Annotated in this window: 19 protein-coding genes; 8 read left to right on the plus strand and 11 right to left on the minus strand. The window is 73.0% G+C overall.

Annotated elements, in window-relative coordinates; all coding sequences use genetic code 11:
* Positions 1-71: 71 nt before the first annotated feature.
* From OG349_RS03270 to OG349_RS03280, 3 genes are all read right to left on the minus strand, one after another.
* On the minus strand, positions 72-2,246 hold the full coding sequence (locus tag OG349_RS03270) for a putative bifunctional diguanylate cyclase/phosphodiesterase (RefSeq protein WP_327233130.1): 2,175 nt from the start codon (positions 2,244-2,246) through the stop codon (positions 72-74).
* Complete coding sequence (locus tag OG349_RS03275) at positions 2,243-3,055, minus strand: SAM-dependent methyltransferase (RefSeq protein WP_327233131.1); 813 nt, start codon at positions 3,053-3,055, stop codon at positions 2,243-2,245. Before OG349_RS03275 ends, OG349_RS03270 begins: the two co-directional genes overlap by 4 nt.
* Before the next feature lie 256 nt (positions 3,056-3,311).
* Positions 3,312-4,241, minus strand: coding sequence for an SCO0930 family lipoprotein (locus OG349_RS03280; RefSeq protein WP_327233132.1), 930 nt, complete (start codon positions 4,239-4,241; stop codon positions 3,312-3,314).
* An 859-nt stretch (positions 4,242-5,100) separates the two neighbouring features.
* On the opposite strand from OG349_RS03280, the gene OG349_RS03285 reads away from it, so the two are divergent.
* Complete coding sequence (locus OG349_RS03285) at positions 5,101-5,865, plus strand: bestrophin-like domain (protein WP_161310091.1); 765 nt, start codon at positions 5,101-5,103, stop codon at positions 5,863-5,865.
* Positions 5,866-6,067: 202 nt separating this feature from the next.
* Entirely contained in the window at positions 6,068-6,622 is a 555-nt protein-coding gene (locus tag OG349_RS03290) for a hypothetical protein (RefSeq protein ID WP_327233133.1), read from the plus strand.
* Between the two features lie 94 nt (positions 6,623-6,716).
* On the opposite strand, the gene OG349_RS03295 is transcribed toward OG349_RS03290, so the two are convergent.
* The gene (locus OG349_RS03295) at positions 6,717-7,202 is read right to left on the minus strand and encodes a hypothetical protein (protein WP_161310089.1); all 486 of its coding nucleotides are present in this window, start codon (positions 7,200-7,202) and stop codon (positions 6,717-6,719) included.
* Positions 7,203-7,512: 310 nt separating this feature from the next.
* On the opposite strand from OG349_RS03295, the gene OG349_RS03300 reads away from it, so the two are divergent.
* On the plus strand, positions 7,513-8,172 hold the full coding sequence (locus tag OG349_RS03300; protein ID WP_327233134.1) for a class F sortase: 660 nt from the start codon (positions 7,513-7,515) through the stop codon (positions 8,170-8,172).
* Between the two features lie 52 nt (positions 8,173-8,224).
* Here OG349_RS03300 and OG349_RS03305 read toward each other — a convergent pair whose 3' ends face one another.
* Positions 8,225-9,070, minus strand: coding sequence for a polysaccharide deacetylase family protein (locus tag OG349_RS03305; protein WP_327233135.1), 846 nt, complete (start codon positions 9,068-9,070; stop codon positions 8,225-8,227).
* A gap of 145 nt (positions 9,071-9,215) precedes the next feature.
* On the opposite strand from OG349_RS03305, the gene OG349_RS03310 reads away from it, so the two are divergent.
* Entirely contained in the window at positions 9,216-9,677 is a 462-nt protein-coding gene (locus tag OG349_RS03310; RefSeq protein WP_327233136.1) for a universal stress protein, read from the plus strand.
* A gap of 29 nt (positions 9,678-9,706) precedes the next feature.
* On the opposite strand, the gene OG349_RS03315 is transcribed toward OG349_RS03310, so the two are convergent.
* Entirely contained in the window at positions 9,707-10,915 is a 1,209-nt protein-coding gene (locus tag OG349_RS03315; RefSeq protein ID WP_327238422.1) for a CapA family protein, read from the minus strand.
* Between the two features lie 269 nt (positions 10,916-11,184).
* Here OG349_RS03315 and OG349_RS03320 point away from each other — a divergent pair, with 269 nt between their 5' ends.
* Together OG349_RS03320 and OG349_RS03325 are read left to right on the plus strand one after the other, a co-directional pair.
* The gene (locus OG349_RS03320; RefSeq protein WP_327233137.1) at positions 11,185-11,883 is read left to right on the plus strand and encodes a sigma-70 family RNA polymerase sigma factor; all 699 of its coding nucleotides are present in this window, start codon (positions 11,185-11,187) and stop codon (positions 11,881-11,883) included.
* Between the two features lie 35 nt (positions 11,884-11,918).
* Positions 11,919-12,428 carry a hypothetical protein gene (locus OG349_RS03325; RefSeq protein WP_327233138.1) on the plus strand — a complete coding sequence of 170 codons (510 nt, stop codon included), beginning with the start codon at positions 11,919-11,921 and terminating at the stop codon, positions 12,426-12,428.
* Positions 12,429-12,463: 35 nt separating this feature from the next.
* Here the strand turns inward: OG349_RS03325 and OG349_RS03330 are convergent, their stop codons facing one another.
* The 4 genes from OG349_RS03330 to OG349_RS03345 all read right to left on the minus strand — a co-directional run bounded on the left by OG349_RS03330 (position 12,464) and on the right by OG349_RS03345 (position 16,382).
* Positions 12,464-13,657 carry a sensor histidine kinase gene (locus OG349_RS03330; protein WP_327233139.1) on the minus strand — a complete coding sequence of 398 codons (1,194 nt, stop codon included), beginning with the start codon at positions 13,655-13,657 and terminating at the stop codon, positions 12,464-12,466.
* Entirely contained in the window at positions 13,654-15,162 is a 1,509-nt protein-coding gene (locus tag OG349_RS03335; RefSeq protein WP_327233140.1) for a sodium/solute symporter, read from the minus strand. The genes OG349_RS03330 and OG349_RS03335 overlap by 4 nt, the downstream gene beginning before the upstream one ends.
* On the minus strand, positions 15,159-15,527 hold the full coding sequence (locus tag OG349_RS03340) for a hypothetical protein (RefSeq protein ID WP_327233141.1): 369 nt from the start codon (positions 15,525-15,527) through the stop codon (positions 15,159-15,161). Before OG349_RS03340 ends, OG349_RS03335 begins: the two co-directional genes overlap by 4 nt.
* Before the next feature lie 105 nt (positions 15,528-15,632).
* Positions 15,633-16,382 (minus strand): LytR/AlgR family response regulator transcription factor, encoded by a 750-nt coding sequence (locus tag OG349_RS03345; RefSeq protein ID WP_327233142.1) that lies wholly within the window; start codon positions 16,380-16,382, stop codon positions 15,633-15,635.
* Positions 16,383-16,483: 101 nt separating this feature from the next.
* Here OG349_RS03345 and OG349_RS03350 point away from each other — a divergent pair, with 101 nt between their 5' ends.
* Positions 16,484-17,164 carry a zf-HC2 domain-containing protein gene (locus tag OG349_RS03350; RefSeq protein WP_327233143.1) on the plus strand — a complete coding sequence of 227 codons (681 nt, stop codon included), beginning with the start codon at positions 16,484-16,486 and terminating at the stop codon, positions 17,162-17,164.
* 37 nt (positions 17,165-17,201) lie between these two features.
* On the opposite strand, the gene OG349_RS03355 is transcribed toward OG349_RS03350, so the two are convergent.
* Positions 17,202-18,068, minus strand: a complete 867-nt coding sequence (locus tag OG349_RS03355) for an Fpg/Nei family DNA glycosylase (RefSeq protein ID WP_327233144.1) — start codon at positions 18,066-18,068, stop codon at positions 17,202-17,204.
* A 114-nt stretch (positions 18,069-18,182) separates the two neighbouring features.
* Between OG349_RS03355 and OG349_RS03360 the strand changes: the two genes are divergently transcribed.
* Positions 18,183-18,920, plus strand: a complete 738-nt coding sequence (locus OG349_RS03360; RefSeq protein WP_442806360.1) for an alpha/beta hydrolase — start codon at positions 18,183-18,185, stop codon at positions 18,918-18,920.
* Position 18,921: the final 1 nt, after the last annotated feature.

The following is an 18,921-nucleotide window of genomic DNA, read 5'->3' on the forward strand; positions in this document are numbered from 1 at the left end:
GAGCCCCGGGGGCGGGGTCCGGACTCCGGCCCCCGCGCGTAGAACGCCTCTGGAGCGCCTCCGGAACGCCTCTAGACCGCGTCCAGCAGCGACAGGCGGTGCAGATGCTCCGGCGGTCCCGGGCGCGCGTAGAACCAGCCCTGCGCGGTGTCGCAGCCCAGCCGGCGCAGATGGTCCGCCTGCGCGCCGGTCTCCACGCCCTCCACCGTCACCGCCAGGTCGAGGCTGTGCGCGAGCGAGACGATCCCCTCGACGATCTTCAGGTCGACCGGGTCCGCCGGATGCTGCTGCATGCCCTGCGTGAAAGAACGATCCAGCTTGAGCACGCTCACCGGCAGCCTGCGCAGGTTCGCCAGGTTCGAGTAGCCGGTCCCGAAGTCGTCCAGCGCGATGTCCACGCCCATCTCGGCGAGTTGGCGCAGCGGCTTGAGCAGGTCCTCGTCGGCACCGATCAGCGCCGACTCGGTGACCTCCAGGCAGAGCGCCCCCGGCGCCAGGCCGATCCGCTCCAGCACCTCGACCGTCTCGGCGACCAGCCCCGGATGGTGGAGCTGGGTGGGCGAGAGGTTCACGTTGATGCGCAGCGGCCGGCCGACGGCCCCCTCGGGCAGCTGGTCCTGCCACTCCTTGGCCTGCCGTACGGACTGTTCGAGCACCCAGCGGCCGAGCGGCACGATCAGCCCGGTGTGCTCGGCGAGCGGGATGAACCGGTCGGGCCCGAGGATGCCGTGCTGCGGGTGCAGCCAGCGCACCAGCGCCTCCGCGCCGTGGACCGTACCGTCGTCCAGGTGCACCAATGGCTGGTACTCGATGAAGAACTCGCCGCGCTCCAGGGCCGCGGGCAGCGCGGTGGTCAGCCCGTGCCGGGTGATCGCGCGCGCGTCGGCCTCGGCGTCGGCCAGCTCGAAGCGGTTGCCGCCCGCCGCCTTGGCGCGGTACATGGTGATGTCCGCGCTCCTCAGGACCTCGGCGGGGGCGCGCCCGGCGACCGGGCCCTCCACGATGCCGATGCTGCCCCGGACCGTGAACTCCCGGCCGTCGAGCCGGATCGGGGTGGCGAGCACGCCGAGGATACGGGAGGCGAGGTCGGCCACCTCGCCGCACGAGGCGTGTCCGGTGGTCAGCGCCACGAACTCGTCGCCGCCGATCCGCGCCACCATCTCGCCCGGGGCCGTGGCACAGCTCTGGAGCCGGTCCGCGACCTCGACCAGCAGCCGGTCGCCCGCCGAGTGGCCGAGGCTGTCGTTGATGGCCTTGAAGCCGTCGAGGTCGAGGTAGCAGAGCCCGAAGCGGCTCCCGTCCGGCGCGGCGAGGGTCTTCTCCAGACGCTCGAAGAACAGGGTCCTGTTGGGCAGTCCGGTCAGGGCGTCGTGCGTGGCCTCGTAGCGCAGCCGCAGGTTGAGCAGCCGGCGCTCGGTGGTGTCCTCCATCAGCGCGAGCTGGTACTGCGGCGCGCCCTCCGCGTCCCGGAGCAGCGAGACGGTCAGGTTGGTCCAGAGGACCGTGCCGTCGTTGCGGTAGAAGGGCTTCTCGCAGCGGAAGTGCTCCCGCTCGCCGCGCACCAGCTCGCCGTACATGCGCCAGACCTGGGGGACGTCCTCCGGGTGGACCCACTCGCTCACGTTGCGGCTGCGGACGTGGTGTTCGAGCCCGCCGAACATCTGGATGAGGGTGTCGTTGACCTCCAGCATGTTGCCGTCGAGGTCGGCGATGCCTATGCCGATGGCGGCGTCGTCGAAGACCGCGCGGAACCGGACCTCGGTGGCGTGCAGCGCCTGCTCGGCGTGGCTGCGGGCGGTGAGGGCCGAGCGCGCGATGGCCTCCTGCTCGGCGAGGGTCCGCTCGCGCAGCGCCTGGGCGAACCCGGCGGCCAGCGCGTGCTGGAGCCGGGCGCACCGGGCCCGGGCCTCGTCGGCGGGCAGCGTCTCCGTACCGCAGTAGAGCACCAGGTACGCGTCGACGACGCCGAGCGTACGGCCGAGGGCCTCGGGGTCCGTGCAGTGCGCCGCGACCAGGGCCGCGCCGACGCCTCCGGCGGGCGCGGGGTCGAAGTGGCGCGCGCGCAGCGCGCCGCTCAACTCCCGTGCGAGCGGGAGGAGGAGCGCCTCGAACTCGGTCCGGGTCAGCGACGTCGCGCTGGCCGGGAAGATCGCCCGGCTCCAGATCGTCGCCAGCCGTCTGAGTCTGTCCTCCAGGCCGTCCGGGTCCGACGTGGCTCCCGCTGTCTCCTGCGCCGGCATCATCACGCCTTGCGTCCCACTCCGGCGAAGCCCGAGTAGGCGTACGGATCCTCCTGGTCGGCGGGGCTGTCGGGGCGCCAGTCGGGCATGGCCACGAGGCCGGGTTCGACCATCTCGAACCCGTCGAAGAACCGGGCCGTCTCCTCCTGCGACCGCATCACCAGCGGGTTGCGGATGGTGCGGTAGACGCCGACGGCGCCGCCCGCCTGCTCCTTGGGGACCGGGATGCCTTCGTACGAGGCGTGGGTGAGGACGATCAGGCTGCCCGGCGCGAGGGCGTCCCGCAGCTCGGCGACCGCGCCGTACGGGTCGTCCGCGTCCTCCAGGAAGTGCAGGACGGCGACGAGGAGCAGGGCCACCGGCCGGTCCAGGTCGAGCAGTCCGGCGGCTTCGCGGCTGGTGAGGATCTGGGCGGGCTTGCGGAGGTCCGCGCTCACGACGGCGGCGTGGTCGACCCCGGTGAGGACGGCCTGGCTGTGGGCGACCGCGACCGGGTCGTGGTCGACGTAGAGCACCCGGGCGGCGGGGTCGGCGGCCTGGGCGACTTCATGGACATTCCCGTAGGTCGGAATGCCGGAGCCGATGTCGAGGAACTGGTCGACACCGTTGTCCAGGGCGAATTTGACCGCGCGGCGCATGAACGCGCGGTTCGCCTTCATGATCTTGGGCAGCCCCGGCATGAACTCCATTGCCTTGCGCGCGGCGTCCCTGTCCACCTCGAAATTGTGCGAACCGCCCAGATAGTAGTCGTAAATGCGGGAAACGCTCGGCACCGATATGTCGATGCCCTGCGGGGCCCAGGCGGGACGCTCCATCGATGTCTCCAACAGTCGCCACGGGGTCACGGCCATGTACATGGCCGGTTGTTCGAGCCGAGGCTACTGATCGCCCGCCAAGAGAGCGAGCCCAAACGGAAATTAACGGTCCGTTCTTCGTCACACGTCTTGAACACGTCTCTTGACCACATGCCTTACCCGCGCGTGCTGTTGACTTACCCTCAGACGTGCCCGATCCGCCGTCACGCGGGGGGCGTGGGACGGCGGACCGGGCGGGCCGGAGGCGACGGGGAGACTACTTCGGCGCTCCGACCAGCTTTGCCTGCGGCGAGACCGCGTACCAAGTGCCGCCTACGCCTTGGCCGTTGGTGTCACCCGGCTTCTTGTCGCCGGCGAAGGTGTAGACGGGCCAGCAGTCGATGCTCTGCTGCTTGATTCCGTCGGGCCGGTCGAAGGTCACAAAACCCTTCTCGATGATCCCTTCGGTGTCATTCTTGTCGACGGGGGCGACAACCGGCCACTTGTCGAGGCAGGCCCCGGTGCAGGCCGACTTCATGGGCCACGCGGAGTCCTTCTTGAACCGGTAGACGGTCATGCCCTTGGAATCCACGATGATGTCGCCGAGCTGGGGATCCTTGCGGACCGAAAGTCCCGGCAGGTCGGCAACGGTGACGTCGTCGGCCGGCGCGGCCTTCTTGCCGTCGGGGGCGGAGGCGAACCAGGTCCCGCCCACACCCTGGCCGTTGGCGTCGCCGGGGCTCTCGTCCTGGGCGTAGCGGTACATCGGCCAGCCGGCGATGGTGAGTTGCTTGGTGCCGTCGGCGCGCGCGACCTCGCCCAGCAGGGCCGGGTCGACGCCGGCCGGGGCCTTGGCGCCCTCGGCGGACACGACGGGCCAGGCCTTCTCGCAGTCGCCCTCACAGTTCGACTTGGGCGGGCTGGCGGTGTCCTTGTCGAAGCGGTAGAGCGTGAAGCCCTCGCTGTCGGTGACGACTTCGCCGAGCTCCTTGCTGTCCCACACGGCGAGTTGACCGGCCGCCGTGGCGTCGGTCTTGGCCGCCGCGTCGGAACCGTAGGCGTCGGAACCGTAGTCGTCCCCGGCCGCCGCGGCGGCTCCGACCGGCGCTCCGTTGGTGGTGGTGCCCTGCTCCTGACCGCACGCCGTCGTCAGGGCCAGTACGGCCACCGCGGTCACCGCGAGCGAGGCGTTCCGCCAGGTGTTCATATCAACTCCGCTTGTCTGTAAGTCAGTTGGGCGCCGGGCTGCGCCGGTTCATGGCCCTAAGTACGGGCCGGGCACGGTCCTCCGTTCAACGCGGCCGGAAAAAACTTCTGACATCCAAACCCGCGCCCTGCCAAATCCCCCTATCAGGGGGGATTTTCTCGACTTTCGGCGTGTCGGGGGAATGCGCGGAACAGGATCCTGTCCGTGTACGGATTCCAAGTCGGCCGGCTGGTGGCGGCCGCTTCACTCATCTGGCTGTTCGCCGTGCCCGTACCGGCCGCAGCCGACAGTTGCGCCTACGCGTCCATAGGCCCCGACGGTTCCGTGTGGGCGGTGGCGAAGACGGGGGGCGGGCACTGCCGGCCCTGGCCGACGCATCCACCACATCCGCCGCATCACACACATCCGCCGAAACCGACACCAACGCCCACCCCTACCCCTACGCCGACACCCACGCCCACGCCTACGCCCACACCGACTCCGACACCCACGCCGACTCCGACTCCAACGCCGACTCCCCAACCGACACCGACGCCGACCAAGGCCGAGCCGAAGCCGACACCCCGGCCCGTACGACCGGCCCCGCCGCCCGCACCCGCGCCCGAGCCCCCGCCGCCACCGCGCCCGGCCCCGCGCCCCCCGTCGCCCACCCCGTCCCCGAGCCCCTCACCCACCCCGTCGGCCCGTCCGACACCGTCCCCCATCGCCCTGCCCACCTTCCACAAGACAGTGCGCAAGCAGCCGCGCGGAGGTCCCTCCCCCGTCACCCTGATGCTGCTGATCACGGCCCCCGCCGCACTCGCCGTGGCCGTACTGCGCCCCCGTTCTTCCCGCTGATCCGCTGATCCACGGAGGCTCCATGTCGGAATGGCTCGTTCTGAGCATCGCCATGGCGGCGGCCAGTGCCGTCGTCCTCACCATCGTCGTCATCAACAACCGCCGGCTTCCGGTGGACGACGACCCCACCGAGACCCCGGACGTCATGGAATACATGACGATGATGATCGGAGTGATCTACGCGATCGTTCTGGGTCTCGCGATAGCCGGCGTCTGGGAGGGCCGCAGCGCCGCCCAGGAGAACGTACGGCAGGAAGCACAGGCCCTGCACGAGATCCAGCAGCGGGTCCAGGTCTATCCGGCGGACATCCGTGAGCGGATCCGCGCCGACGTCGACGCGTACGCCTCGTACGTCGTGCACACCGAGTGGCCCCACATGTCCGAGCACAACGCCCTCAGCGCGAAGGGCACCCAGCTGTTCGAGCGGATCCGCTCGGACGTGTCGCGGTACGCGCCCCGTACCGAGCTGGAAGGCCAGACGTACCAGCCCCTCGTCGAACAGGTGGCCGTCGCGGACGACGCCCGGGGGGCGCGCGGCCAGAACGCCGGGGCCACCATGCCGGGCGTCGTCTGGTTCGGTCTCATCGTCGGAGCCGTCGTCACCGTGGGGCTGATCTTCGTCCTCCAGATCCGGCGGACCTTCCGCGAGCTGCTGCTGGCGGGACTGTTCAGCGTCCTGATCGCCTTCCTGCTCTTCCTCATCTGGGACTTCGACGCCCCCTACGGCCGTGGCATCGCCGCGACGGCGGCCCCGTTCGTCGATCTGTTCCCCGCCATCGGGAACTGAGCCGGCCGGTCCGAGCCGACCGGTCCGAGGGCTCCACCAGAGGCACGGCTGTCCGCCACCCGGGGGACGGCCGTGCCCCATTCGCCCGTCAGCGATCGCGGCTGTGATAGTGCGCTCCTAGCGTTTCGGGCATCGAGGTGCATTCCGTGCCAGGTGTGGAAATCGTTCCGCAGGTGCTCCTCGGGGACCCGGAGGATTCACCATGCGCGCGATACGAGCCGCGTCCGCCGCTCTGCTGGGAGCGACCGCACTCGCCCTGACGGCCCCCACGGCGGTGGCGGCGCAGCGGGGCGCCGGCCTCGGCTTCACCGTCACGCCCTCCACCGTCGCGGCGGGCGGCCGACTGACGCTGGCGGCCCCCGGCTGCCGCTCGTCCGGAACCGCGTCCTCCGCCGTGTTCGACACGGTCACCGTCCCGGCGGGCGGGACGGCGGCCGCCACCGTCGACTGGGACGCCAAGCGCGGTGCCACGTACCGGACCACCTTCACCTGCCGGTCCGGCGGGACGGCGGCGGCCTCGTTCACCGTCGCGGGCGGCGCGACCCCGACCCGTACCCCCACCGTGCGGCCGACCCGCACCCCCGCGCCGGTCACCACCGCCACCTCCGTGGCACCCGGCGGCGTCAGGGGCGGTCTCGGCGGCAGCGTCGGCGGGATGAACACCGCCGAGATCCTGGCGGGTACGGCGCTGGTGGTGGCCGCGGCCACCGGCACCATCTATGCCGTACGCCGCCGTGCGGAGAACCGCGGGCACTGACGCCCCCACCGGTATCCCGCTCCGACGCCCGTCGCCCCGAGTCCTGTACGAGGACTCGGGGCGACGGGCGTCGGGGGCCGGGCGGCAGAGCCGGTCAGATCTGCCCGCCGGCCGCGCGGCGGCGGCGCGCCAGGAAGAAGGAACCGCCGACCGCGGCCGTGGCGACGAGCCCGGCCCCGATCCCCACCTCGGTCGAGCTGGGTCCGACGGAGCCGCCGAGACCACCCTGCGCACCGCGCCCGGCGAGCACCTCGAACTGGTGCGTCTCGACGCGCGGGTTGTCGCTGCACCTGACGACCAGGTTGTAGCGGCCGGGCGTGGCGTTGTCGCGGATCCGCGCCGTGGCCGACACGTTCCCCGACGGGTTCACCGGGAAGCGGACCTGCCGGAAGGCGTTGGAGTCGACGGTGCCTCCGTGGCCGCAGCCCTGGGCGGAGATGTGGATCGTGCCGCCCTGGTGGACCGCGAACGGATTGACAGTGACATTTTTCGGACCGTTGGTGGCGCCGGCCAGCGGGGCGGAGAGCGCCACGGCCGCGCAGGCGGTCGCGGCGACCGTGAGAGCGCGTGAAGCACGCATCGTTGAACCTCCAGCGGAAGACGCCCCAAAGCGGTGCTCCGGGAAGATCGACGAGTACGCCTTCCATGACGAACCCTCACCGGGCCTCCCATTCGCCGCATTTCGGCGCTGGTCCACCCCGGTGAGGCGACACGCCGACAGAACGCTCCCCTGGCCGGTGGATACGCAGGTCACGGACCGTCAGAAGATTTATACGGCGAATACTCGGATGGGCCAGCACCCGTCGTCCCGCCACCCGTTCGCCCCTCAGTGATCGCCGCCGCCGCACACCGCGCTTAGCGTGCTGACAGGCGCCCACGAAGGGAGAACCATGGGCCAGGACCCCACCGTCCCGGAGTCGAGGAAGCGCTCCCCCTGGGGCGTGCTGGCTCTCGTCATGCTCAGCGGGATCGCGCTGATGCGGAACGGGGTGGACACACCGCTGGGGCCGCCGCAGCCCGCGGCGGCGGCCGCGCCGGCCGGCCAGACCGACCCGGCCGCCCTCGCCGTCACCACGTCGGCCGTGAAGCCGCTGCCGTACGCGCCGATGTCACGGGTACGGATCCCGGAGATCAAGGTCGACGCGCCGGTGGTGGACGTGGGCCTGGACCGGGACGGCTGGATCGCGGCCCCCGAGCCGCAGGACCCCAACCTGGCGGGCTGGTACCAGAACGGGGTGGCGCCGGGCCAGCGCGGTACGGCGGTGGTGGTCGGCCATGTCGACAACCAGGCCGGGCCCGCCGTCTTCTACGGGCTCGGCTCTCTGGAGAAGGGCCAGCACGTCGAGGTCGGCCGCTACGACGGCCGGGTGGCGGTGTTCGAGATCTACGGGGTCGAGGTCTTCGCCAAGGACGACTTCCCCGGGCCCCGGGTCTACGGCGACACCGGCCGGCCGGAGCTGCGGGTGATCACGTGCGGCGGCGGCTACTCGAAGGCGGGCGGCTACGACGGCAACGTGGTCGTCTTCGCCCGGCTGGTCAGGACACGCTGACCGGCCGGGCGGAGACGACGGGGGGCAGGGGGCCAGGTGGGGCAGGCGCTTCCTACGGATGCGGTACGCCGACCCCGTACCCCTCCGCGATCAGCTCGGGCAGATAGCGGCGCAGCGCGGCCACACTCTGCTCACGGTTGCCGCCCGCGTCGTGCGAGAGCACCACGACCCCGGGCCCCGCGCCGTCCCGGACCGCCTTGACGATCTTGTCGGTGCCGGGGGTGGTCCAGTCCAGGGTGTCGACGGTCCAGGCGAGGGGTTCCATGCCCAGCTCGGCGCCGATCTCGAAGGAGTCCCGGTTCCACGCGCCGTAGGGGGCGCGGAACCAGACGGGCGGGGCGCCGACGGTGTCCTCGATCAGCTCGCTCGTACGCTCCATCTCCTTGCGGATCGCGGACCGCGTGAGCTGGGGCAACTGCGGGTGCGACCACGTGTGGTTGCCCACGACGTGCCCGTCGGCCGCCATCCGGCGGAGCAGGTCGCGGTGGTACGAGGCCATCTCGCCGCAGACGAAGAACATCGCGCGGACGTCGTGGGCGCGGAGCGTGCCCAGGATGTCGGGGGTGTAGCGGGGGTCGGGGCCGTCGTCGAAGGTGAGCACCACCGCGTGGCCCACCTGGGGCAGTTCGCGGAACGGCTTCTCGCGGACCGGCGGCGGGGTGCGGAGGCCGGAAGGGGCGTCGTCGGTCATGGGCCTGAGCCGGTAGGCGGCGGGGTTGCGGGCGACCCCGGCCGGCGGGCCCGCGGCGGGCGGTCCCGCCGCGGCCACCGGGGCGGCGGAGGCGCCCGGGGCGCGGGCCTCGCCCGGGAAGAACACCCGGGTGGTGACGGCGGCGCCGAGACAGGCGGCGAGCCGGAGGAGGGCGCGGCGCCCCGGAATCATTTCTTCCTTTTTCATGACTAATGGCTCGCACGGCGGATGCGCCGGACCGCACACCGACACGGCCGCGCGCGCGAAAGCACCCGATGGGACCAGCCCGGGCCCGGTCGGCCAGGGCGGGCCCTCCGTCGGGGACTTCAGGGCGAGCGGATAGCCTGCGCCCGTGACTGAGCAGCGGCCCACCTCATTCGAACGTGGCACCGACGGACCGAAGGTGATCGTCGTCGGCGTGGACGGATCGCAGTCCTCGTACCGCGCGGCCGCGTACGCCGCCGGGCTCGCGCGGCGGCAGAGGGCTCTGCTCGCCATCGTCTACGTCCAGCCCGTGGTGTCGGCGGGGGCCGCCCTCGGCGCCCCGGCCACCGGCACGACGGGGGAGATCGCCGAGGAGCTGGTGGCCGAGATCCGGCTCGCGACCGAGCGGTTCAAGGACATATGGGACGTCCGCTGGGAGTTCCACACCTTCCACGGGGACCCGTACAGCGGCCTGGTCACCGCCGCCGACGAACTCACCGCGGACGCGGTGGTGGTGGGCGCGTCGGAGTCGGCGGGGCACCGGATCGTGGGGTCCGTGGCGGTACGGCTGGTCAAGGCGGGCCGCTGGCCGGTGACGGTCGTCCCGTAACCGCGGACACCGCCGGGCCAGGACAGCCCTCAGCGGCCCATCCTGAGCCCGTCCGCCGCCGCTCCCCGGCCCAGGACCGCCTCCGTGATCGCCGCCTGCGCCTCCCGGTAGTCCGCGCGGCCCGGGGAGCGCCGCAGCGCCTCGGGCAGATCGACCACCCGGCCGGCCCCGGCGTCCATCCACTGCGGGACGAACTCCGCCTTCGTCACCGGCCAGCGCGCGCCCGGCGCGGCGGGCGGCGCGAAGGTGAAGCGGCCGATCGAACCCTGGTTCCCCCGGGGGTCCTCCGCGCCCTCGTGGTTGACCATCGAGCCCGCGATCTGGTCGCCCATGCCGTAGACGATCCAGGTGCCGTTGACCTTCTCGTACGCCTGCGGCACATGCGCGTGTGTGCCGAGGATCAGGTCGATGTCGGGGCGCCCGCCGGTCCGCGCCGCCGTGAGCCGGCGCCCGAGTTCCACCTGCCGCGTGTCGGGGGCCGTCTGCCACTCGGTGCCCCAGTGGAGGCTGACCACCACCACGTCGGCCCCGGCCGCCCGCGCGGCGCGCGCGTCGGCGACGATCCGCCGTTCGTCGATGCCCCGGACCGCCCAGGGCTGCCCGTCGGGGAGCGGAAACCCGTTGGTGTCGTACGTGTAGGCCAGCTGGGCGACGTGGGCGCCGCCCGCCGTCATGAGCGCCGGGCGTGCGGCCTCGGCGGCCGAGCGGGCCGAGCCCACGTGCCGGACCCCGGCCCGGTCGAGCGCGTCCAGCGTTCTGCGTACCCCGGCCGCGCCGTCGTCCAGGGAGTGGTTCGACGCGGTGGAGCAGGAGTCGTAGCCGGTGTCACCCAGCGCGGCGGCCACCTCGGGCGGCGACTTGAAGGCCGGGTAGCCGGTGTACGGGCCGCCGTTCGCCCCGTACACCGTCTCCATGTGACAGATCGCCACATCGGCCCGTGACACCACGGGGCGTACCCCGGCGAGCATGGGGCGGAAGTCGTAGCCCCGGCCGCCCGCGTCGGCGTTCGCCCGGCCGATCACGGAGTCGTGCGGCAGGACGTCGCCCGAGCCGACCAGCGTGAACCCGCGCTCCGGCCCCCCACTGCCGGCCGCGGAGCGCGGCGCGGCCCCGTGCGGCGGACGGTCAGGCCCCGCGCCGGGCGGGTGGTTCCGGCCGGGGGCCGCGCAGGCCGCCGCCGTACCGAGGAGCAGGACGGCCGCGGCCACCGCTCCGCCCTGTCGTCCGCGCTGTGTCATGCGCTGTGTCATGCGCTGTGTCATCGGCCGGACTCCGTTCCTGGGGGATCGCCACCTTGCATACATATAGTCATATAAATGGATGTCAGGTAACACAGCCAACAAAAAGCCCGAAAAGGACCGATCGCCAGCGGCGGGACCGTTCACCGCACCACTCGCCGCAGTGAGCGACCGCTCGTCGCACGCCTCCGCGCGCTGTCTGTCCCCGGCCGCCGCCATGCGTTCGTATACGCGAGGCGACAGCGACGTCACCGGGAAGGGCGTGCACCATGACCACAGCGACAGCGACCGCGGCTGCCTCCGCGTCGGCGACCGCCACGACCGACGAGCGGGCCCTGGCCGCGCTCCAGCGCGAGCACGGCGCCGCGCTGCTCCACTTCCTGCTGGGGCTGACCTACGGCGACCGGCAGCGGGCCGAGGATCTCCTCCAGGAGACGCTCGTACGGGCCTGGCAGCACCCGGAGGCGTTCGCCGCCCCCTTCGAGTCGATGCGGCCCTGGCTGTTCACCGTCGGCCGCCGGCTGGCGATCGACGCGCGCAGGTCCCGGCTGGCGCGCCCCTCGGAGGTCGGTGACGAGATCCTGGCCGCGACCCCCGATCCGCGGGACCCGACGGAGTGCGCGGTCGCCGGGCTCGACGTACGGCAGGCGGTACGGGCGCTGAGCCCCGAGCACCGGGCGGTGCTCGTGCAGATCTACTTCCGGGGGCTGAGCGTCGGCGAGGCGGCCCTGACCCTCGGGATTCCGCCCGGCACGGTCAAGTCCCGTTCGTACTACGCGCTGCGGGCGCTGGGCCGGTCGCTGCCCGGCTACAGCCGGTCGTCCGCGTCGCAGAAGAGCGACCGGACGTGTGGTTCGCGGGCCGGCGCGACCCCCTCGGCCACACCCGTCACAATCCACTCCCGTCGGCCGTCCGATCCTGCTCTTCTGGCCACGCGGGACGGTCACCGCCGGTTCAATGCTCCCTGAAGCAGGCTTCGGGGAAAGGAAGGAAGGCGGAAAGCATGCGTCCGGAATGTACCGAAGGGGCGGGCGGCGGAGGCCTGTTGGTGCCGATGGCTTGGATGTACGCGGAGTATGTCGCGGACGGGCTGCTGCGCACCGGCGACCTGATGCCGCCGACCACGCTGGAGTACCGGGCCGGCCGGGACGCGCTGGCCCTGACCATCTTCCTCTCCGACGGGTCGGTGACCGGCCCGGGGGGCGGGGCCAGGATGGCGGAGTGGCGCTCGCTCACCGCATATGGCACGTCGTGGAGCGCGTGGGTGTCCCGGCGGCTGCGCGTCCTGGAGGCGGCGGGCGGCGGGAACGCCGACCCCGACCTGGAGCTGGCGGGGGCCGCCTGGCGGTGGCTGGAGGAGACCGAGCTGCTGGCGCCCGACCTGGACGCGGTGGGGCCTCCGGGCCCGGCCGGTGAGGAGCCGTTCCCGGCGGAGGAGGAGGGACCGCAGGTGTGGACCCCGGCGTGGCAGCTGGGACTGCCGCTCGGACACCTGGCGATCCAGCTGTTCTGACGACGTCCGTGCGGACCCCGCCCGGGGTGCGGCGGTCAGGTGCCGTGCACGCCCGCCCGGTACTTGGGGATGCGTACGGTGATCCGCATCCCGGCCCCGACGCCCGTCTCGATGACGAGGCCGTACGCGTCCCCGTACACCTGGCGCAGCCGCTCGTCCACGTTGAGCAGCCCGATGCCGGTGGACGCGCCGCCCTCGCCGCGCAGGATCTGCCGCAGCCGGTCCGGCTCCATGCCGACGCCGTCGTCCTCGATCACCACCTCCGCCTCGGAGCCCGCGTCGAGCGCGCTGATGGTGATGCGGCTCGTGGTGACCGCGCCCTCCAGGCCGTGCTTGACGGCGTTCTCGACCAGCGGTTGCAGACAGAGGAACGGCATGGCCACGGGCAGCACCTCCGGCGCCACCTGGAGGGTGACCGAGAGCCGCTCGCCGAACCGGGCCCGGACGAGGGCCAAGTACTGGTCGATGGAGTGCAGTTCGTCGGCGAGGGTGGTGAAGTCGCCGTGCCTGCGGAACGAGTAGCGCGTGAAGTCGGCGAACTCCAGCAGGAGTTCCCTGGCCCGCGCCGGGTCGGTGCGGACGAACGAGGCGATGGCGGCAAGGGAGTTGAAGATGAAGTGCGGGGAGATCTGCGCGCGCAGCGCCCTGATCTCCGCCTCGATGAGGCGCGTACGGGAGCGGTCCAGCTCGGCCAGTTCCAGTTGGACGGAGACCCAGCGGGCCACCTCCCCCGCCGCCCTGGCCAACACCGCCGACTCGCGCGGCGCGCAGGCGACCAGGACGCCCAGCACCCGGTGGTCGACGGTCAGCGGGGCGGCGACGCCCCAGCGCAGCGGGCATTCGAGGTCGTCGCACCGCAGGGCGAAGGCCGTCCCCCGGCCCCCGCTGAGCACCCCCTCGACCTGTTCCATGACATGGGTCCCGTGGTGCTCCCCCAGGCCGTTCCAGACCAGCACCCGGTCCCGGTCGGTCAGGCACAGCGCGTCCGTGCCGAGCAGCGAGCGCAGCCGCCGGGCGGCCTTGCGCGCGCTCTCCTCGGTGAGCCCGGCGCGCAGCGGCGGCGAGGCCAGGGAGGCGGTGTGCAGGGTCTCGAAGGTCGCGTGCTCGACGGGTGTGCCGACGTCGCTGGTACGGACGGGGCGGGCGGTGCGGCGGCCGAGCAGGAACCCGCCGGCGAGCAGCAGGGGGCCGAGCACGATCAGGACGGCGAGGGCGGCGGCTCCGCTCATCGGGTGACCCCCTTTCCGCCGGGGGTGCCGGCGCGGGCGCGCGGCATCAGGGTCTCCGGGAGGTGGAAGCGGGTCATCGCGGCGTTCGTGCCGGGCGGTATCCGGCTCCGGGTGGCCAGGGAGACCAGGATCATCGCGAGGAAGCCGACCGGGACGGACCAGACGGCGGGCCAGGCGAGCAGCGCGTGCGGCCAGCCGGTCCGCACGGCGCCGCTGACGGTGACGAGGGTGGCGACGAAGGCGAGTCCGCCGCCGAGCAGCAGTCCGGCGACCGCGCCGGGCGGGGTGAGCCTGCGCCACCAGATGCCGAGCACGAGCAGCGGGCAGAAGGAGGAGGCGGAGACGGCGAAGGCCATGCCGACGGAGTCGGCGACCGGCATTCCGCTGACGAGCAGGGAGCCGCCGAGCGGTACGGCCATGGCGAGCGGGGTCGCCAGCCGGAAGTGGCGTACGCCCCGGGAGGGCAGGACGTCCTGGGTGAGGACCCCGGCGACGGCCATGGTCAGTCCCGAGGCGGTGGAGAGGAACGCGGCGAAGGCCCCGCCCGCCACCAGCGCGCCCAGCAGCTCGCCGCCGAGGCCGCCGATGGCCCGTTCCGGCAGGAGCAGGACGGCCGCGTCCGCGTCGGTGCCGTACGGCAGCTCGGGGACGTACAGCCGGCCGAGGGCCCCGTACACGGGCGGCAGCAGGTAGAACGCGCCGACGAGCGCCAGGACGACCACCGTGGTGCGGCGCGCGGCCCGGCCGTTGGGGCTGGTGTAGAAGCGGACGACGACGTGCGGCAGGCCCATCGTGCCGAGGAAGGTCGCCACGATCAGTCCGTACGTCGCGTAGAGCGGATGGTCGGCGCGGACGGCGACGGAGCTGAGGGCGAGGTCGACGCGCGGCCGGCCGTCGCCCTGCCAGGCGAGCAGCAGGAAGATCGCGGGGACGAGCAGCGCGGTGAGCTTGAGCCAGTACTGGAAGGCCTGGACGAAGGTGATGCTGCGCATGCCGCCCGCGGCGACGGCCACCACCACGACCACGGCGACGAGGACCCCGCCGAGCCAGTAGGGGGCGCCGGTGAGGATCTTCAGCGTGAGCCCCGCGCCCTGGAGCTGGGGGATCAGGTAGAGCCAGCCCGCCCCGACCACGAAGACGCTCACGAGCCGGCGCACCGGCCGGGATTCGAGCCGGCCCTCGGCGAAGTCGGGGAGGGTGTACGCCCCCGAGCGGCGCAGCGGGGCCGCGACGAAGACCAGCAGCACCAGATAGCCGGCGGTGTAGCCGACGGGGTACCAGAGCATGTCGGGGCCGTGCAGCAGCACCAGGCCCGCGACCCCGAGGAAGGAGGCGGCGGAGAGGTACTCGCCGCTGATGGCGGCGGCGTTGAGCGCGGGGCGGACGGTGCGGGAGGCGACGTAGAAGTCGGAGGTGGTACGGGATATCCGCAGCCCGAAGCCGCCGACGAGGACGGTCGCGACCACGACGACGGCGACGGCCGCGACGGTGTAGCTCTGGCTCACGGGACGGGCCGGCCCTTCACGAGCCGGGCGAAGTCGCGTTCGTTGCGCTCGGCGCGGCGGACGTACCACCAGCCGAGGAGGGTGAGCAGCGGGTACGCGGCGACGCCGAGGACCACCCAGACCGCGGTGGCGTCGTGGAGCGCGGCGAAGGCCAGGGGCAGGGTGCCGGCGACGAGGGCGAGGACGCCGAAGGCGGTGAGGCCGGCCCGGAGCTGACCGCGCATCAGGGAGCGGACGTAGGCGTCGCCGAGCGCGGTCTGTTCGTCGATCTCGGCCTGCGGGCGGTAGCGGGGCAGCGGGCGGACGCGCCGGGGCTCGCCGGTGACGACGTCGCGCTTGGGCGTGGTTTCCCCTGCCCCTGTCATGGTGGTTCCCCGTTTCGGTGTCAGCCGGCCCACGGCCCGCGGCCGGTCGGGCGGATGGGGTCGGACCGTACCAGGACGGGCTGTCGGCGGCCGGTCGGTGACCGGTCAGCGGCCTGCCTGGCGCATCAGGAGGTCCCGCAGTCCCCGGGCGTGGCGGCGGGACACCGCCAGCTCGGCCTCCCCCACGCGGACGCTCATCGCGCCCGCGTCGAGCCGCAGTTCGTCGATCCGGGCGAGGGCGACGAGGTGGCGCCGGTGGATCCGGACGAAGCCGCGGGCGCGCCAGCGCTCCTCCAGGGTGGTGAGGGGGATGCGTACCAGATGGCTGCCCGTGTCGGTGTGCAGGCGGGCGTAGTCGCCCTGGGCCTCGGCGTAGGCGATGTCGCCGACGGCGAGAAAGCGGGTGACCCCGCCGAGTTCGACGGATATCTGGTCGGCGGCGGTGTCGAGGACCGCGGGCCGGTCACCCGCCAGCTCGGCGACCCGGCGGACGGCTTCGGCGAGCCGTTCCCTGCGGACCGGCTTGAGGACGTAGTCGACGGCCTTGAGGTCGAACGCCTGGACGGCGAAGCCCTCGTGGGCGGTGACGAAGACGATGAGGGGCGGTTCGGCGAAACCGGCGAGGAGCTTGGCGACGTCCAGACCGGTGAGGCCGGCCATGTGGATGTCGAGGAAGACGACGTCGACGGCCTCGGGGTCGTGGGGCCCCGCGTCGAGCGCGGCGCCGATGCGGCGCAGGGCCTCGGTGGCGCTGGTGGCGCCCTCGGCGCTGCGGACGCGCGGGTCGGCGCGGAGGAGGTACAGCAGCTCTTCGAGGGCCGGTTCTTCGTCGTCCACAGCCAGTACACGCAGCATGAGGCGGGAGTTTAGACGGAGACGGCCGGTCGTCGGCGGTGTCCGTGAGCGAGAGCGCCGATCCGTTGAGTGATTCGGCGCCGCTCTGCGTACCAGACAGCATGCGGACCTTGGACCTCCATCGCGATGTCGGTGCCTACTCACTGGGCGTGCTCGACGCCGCGGACGCCTTCCGCTTCGAGGATCACCTGATGGAATGCCCGCAGTGTGCGCTGCTGCTGGCCGACTTCGGTGGTGTGAAGGCGCAGCTCGACGAGTACACCCGGCGTACCCCGGCCGAGGTGGCGCCCTTCGCCGCCGCGAGCCCGGAGCTACTGACCGGCCTGCTCGACCGGACGGCCGAGGCGCGGCGGCGCGGTCGCCGGCGGCGGCTCGCGCTGGTCGCGGCGGTGGCGGTGCTGGTGGTCGGCGGTCCGCTCGCGGTCCTCCTCGCGGATCCCGCGCCCGGCTCGTCGCGGGGTGTCACGGCCGCCCGGTGGACGGCGACGGACCCGGTGACCGGGACGAAGGCGGCGGTGACGGCCCTCGCGACGACGTGGGGGACGGAGGTGGGGCTGGAGATGCTCCGTTCCGACGCGGCGGGCGTGTGCGCGCTGGTCGCGGTCGGACGCGACGGGTCGCGGCAGACCGTGACGACCTGGAAGGCACTGGCGGACGGGGCGGGTCCCCTGGTGACGCGGGGCGGGGCGGCGCTGCCGCCGGAGGGGATCGACCACTTCGAGGTCAGGACGGCGGACGGGGTGCGGCTGGTGTCGGTCGGGGGGACGGCGCAGGGCGGCTGACGACCCCGTTCGGCCCCTGTACGGCCCTCGTGACGCTCTACTTGAGGAGCCGGGACAGCCTGCGGTCGGCCAGGAGCTTGCCGCCCGTCTGGCAGGTCGGGCAGTACTGGAGCGCCGAGTCGCTGAACGACACCTCGCGGATCGTGTCGCCGCACACGGGGCAGGGTTCGCCCTTGCGTCCGTGGACCCGCAGGCCGCTCTTCTTCTCGGCCTTGAGCCGCCCGGCGGCCACCCCGCGCGAGCGCTCGATCGCCTCGGTGAGGGTCGAGCGCATCGCGTCGTAGAGAAGCGTGATGTCGTCCTCGGTGAAGTTCTTCACCGGTTTGAACGGGGACATCTTCGCGGCGTGCAGGATCTCGTCGCTGTACGCGTTGCCGATCCCCGCGATGAGCCGCTGGTCGCGCAGGGCGCCCTTGATCTGCCGCCGCTCCCCGGCGAGCAGCCGGGCGAGGGCGTCCCGGTCGAAGGCGGGGTCGAGCGGGTCGGGCCCGAGGCGTGCGATGCCCGGCACGTCCTGGGGGTCGCGGACGAGGTGGACCGCGAGGCGTTTGGTGGTGCCCGCCTCGGTCAGGTCGAAGCCGTCGCCCTCGGCGAGGACGACCCGCAGGGCGAGCGGCCCCTTGCCGGGGCGGGGCGGGGCCGGCGGGAACGTGTCCTTCCAGCGGAGCCAGCCGGCGCGGGCGAGGTGGACGGCGAGGTGCAGTCCCGCGCCGGCGGCGGCGATGTCGAGATACTTGCCGAACCGGCCCACGGAGGTGACCGTGGAACCCTCCAACGCGGAGAGCGGCGGATCATACGTTTTGAGGACGTTCACCGTGAGGGGCAGGACACGGACGATCTCCTTGCCCACCAGGTGGCCGTCCAGGAACTCTCGGAGGGCTTCGACTTCGGGTACTTCCGGCATGCCTCCAGCGTGCCGGAAGCGCGCCGCGAACGCCCGGCGAGCACGTCGGGGCGCCGGGCGGGCCGTCCGGAAGCCCGTCGGCGACGAATAGATCCGGAGGAGGCGGGCCCGGTCCTGGGTGCCGCCCGTCGGAAGGAAGGCATTCCCGTGCCCGTACGTGACCGCCGAGCGAGCGTCTCGCCGGCCCTGGTGCTCGACAGCACCGCCACCCGGCCCCGCGCCGCCGTCCTGCTGATGCACGGAGGACGCTCGGAGGGCGAGGAGCCGCCGTCGCGGCTGAACCTGCCGGGCGCGAGGATGTGGCCCTTCACCCGCGCGGTGCTGCGGGCCACGGCCGGGCTCGACGTGGTGGTGGGCCGGGTGCGCTACCGCCACCGGGGCTGGAACGGCTCCCGCGCCGACGCGGCCCGCGACGCGTGCCGGGCCCTGGACGAGCTGGAACAGCTGATCGGCCTGGTGCCGGTGGTGCTCGTGGGGCATTCGATGGGCGGCCGCGCGGCCCTGTCCGTGGCCGGGCACGACCTGGTGAGCGGCGTGGTGGGGCTGGCGCCCTGGTGCCCGCCGGACGAGCCGGTGGCGCAGCTGGGCGGCCGGGGCGTGGTCCTGCTCCACGGAGACCGCGACCGCGTGACGGACCCCCGCGGCAGCGTGGCCCTGGCGTCCCGCGCCCGGGAGGCGGGCGCACGGGCCTGCGCGGTGCTCCTGGCGGGCGGCGACCACGCGATGCTCCGCAGGGCGGCGGCCTGGCACACCCTGGCGACCGAGTCGGTCACGGGCCTGCTGGGGGTGGGCCCCCTCCCCGACGCGGTGGGCCGCGCCCTCCTGGACGGCGGGGCCCCGACGACGGCGTGAG

The sequence above is a fragment of the Streptomyces sp. NBC_01317 genome (assembly GCF_035961655.1).
Taxonomy (GTDB): Bacteria; Actinomycetota; Actinomycetes; order Streptomycetales; family Streptomycetaceae; genus Streptomyces.

Excerpts from the sequence above, each read along its gene's own strand:
- OG349_RS03275 (WP_327233131.1), bottom strand. The coding sequence starts at position 3,055 with ATGGAGCGTCCCGCCTGGGCCCCGCAGGGCATCGACATATCGGTGCCG.
- OG349_RS03280 (WP_327233132.1), bottom strand. The coding sequence starts at position 4,241 with ATGAACACCTGGCGGAACGCCTCGCTCGCGGTGACCGCGGTGGCCGTA.
- OG349_RS03285 (WP_161310091.1), top strand. The coding sequence starts at position 5,101 with ATGTCGGAATGGCTCGTTCTGAGCATCGCCATGGCGGCGGCCAGTGCC.
- OG349_RS03290 (WP_327233133.1), top strand. The coding sequence starts at position 6,068 with ATGCGCGCGATACGAGCCGCGTCCGCCGCTCTGCTGGGAGCGACCGCA.
- OG349_RS03295 (WP_161310089.1), bottom strand. The coding sequence starts at position 7,202 with ATGCGTGCTTCACGCGCTCTCACGGTCGCCGCGACCGCCTGCGCGGCC.
- OG349_RS03300 (WP_327233134.1), top strand. The coding sequence starts at position 7,513 with ATGGGCCAGGACCCCACCGTCCCGGAGTCGAGGAAGCGCTCCCCCTGG.
- OG349_RS03305 (WP_327233135.1), bottom strand. The coding sequence starts at position 9,070 with ATGAAAAAGGAAGAAATGATTCCGGGGCGCCGCGCCCTCCTCCGGCTC.
- OG349_RS03315 (WP_327238422.1), bottom strand. The coding sequence starts at position 10,915 with ATGACACAGCGCGGACGACAGGGCGGAGCGGTGGCCGCGGCCGTCCTG.
- OG349_RS03320 (WP_327233137.1), top strand. The coding sequence starts at position 11,185 with ATGACCACAGCGACAGCGACCGCGGCTGCCTCCGCGTCGGCGACCGCC.
- OG349_RS03325 (WP_327233138.1), top strand. The coding sequence starts at position 11,919 with ATGCGTCCGGAATGTACCGAAGGGGCGGGCGGCGGAGGCCTGTTGGTG.
- OG349_RS03330 (WP_327233139.1), bottom strand. The coding sequence starts at position 13,657 with ATGAGCGGAGCCGCCGCCCTCGCCGTCCTGATCGTGCTCGGCCCCCTG.
- OG349_RS03340 (WP_327233141.1), bottom strand. The coding sequence starts at position 15,527 with ATGACAGGGGCAGGGGAAACCACGCCCAAGCGCGACGTCGTCACCGGC.
- OG349_RS03345 (WP_327233142.1), bottom strand. The coding sequence starts at position 16,382 with ATGCTGCGTGTACTGGCTGTGGACGACGAAGAACCGGCCCTCGAAGAG.
- OG349_RS03350 (WP_327233143.1), top strand. The coding sequence starts at position 16,484 with ATGCGGACCTTGGACCTCCATCGCGATGTCGGTGCCTACTCACTGGGC.
- OG349_RS03355 (WP_327233144.1), bottom strand. The coding sequence starts at position 18,068 with ATGCCGGAAGTACCCGAAGTCGAAGCCCTCCGAGAGTTCCTGGACGGC.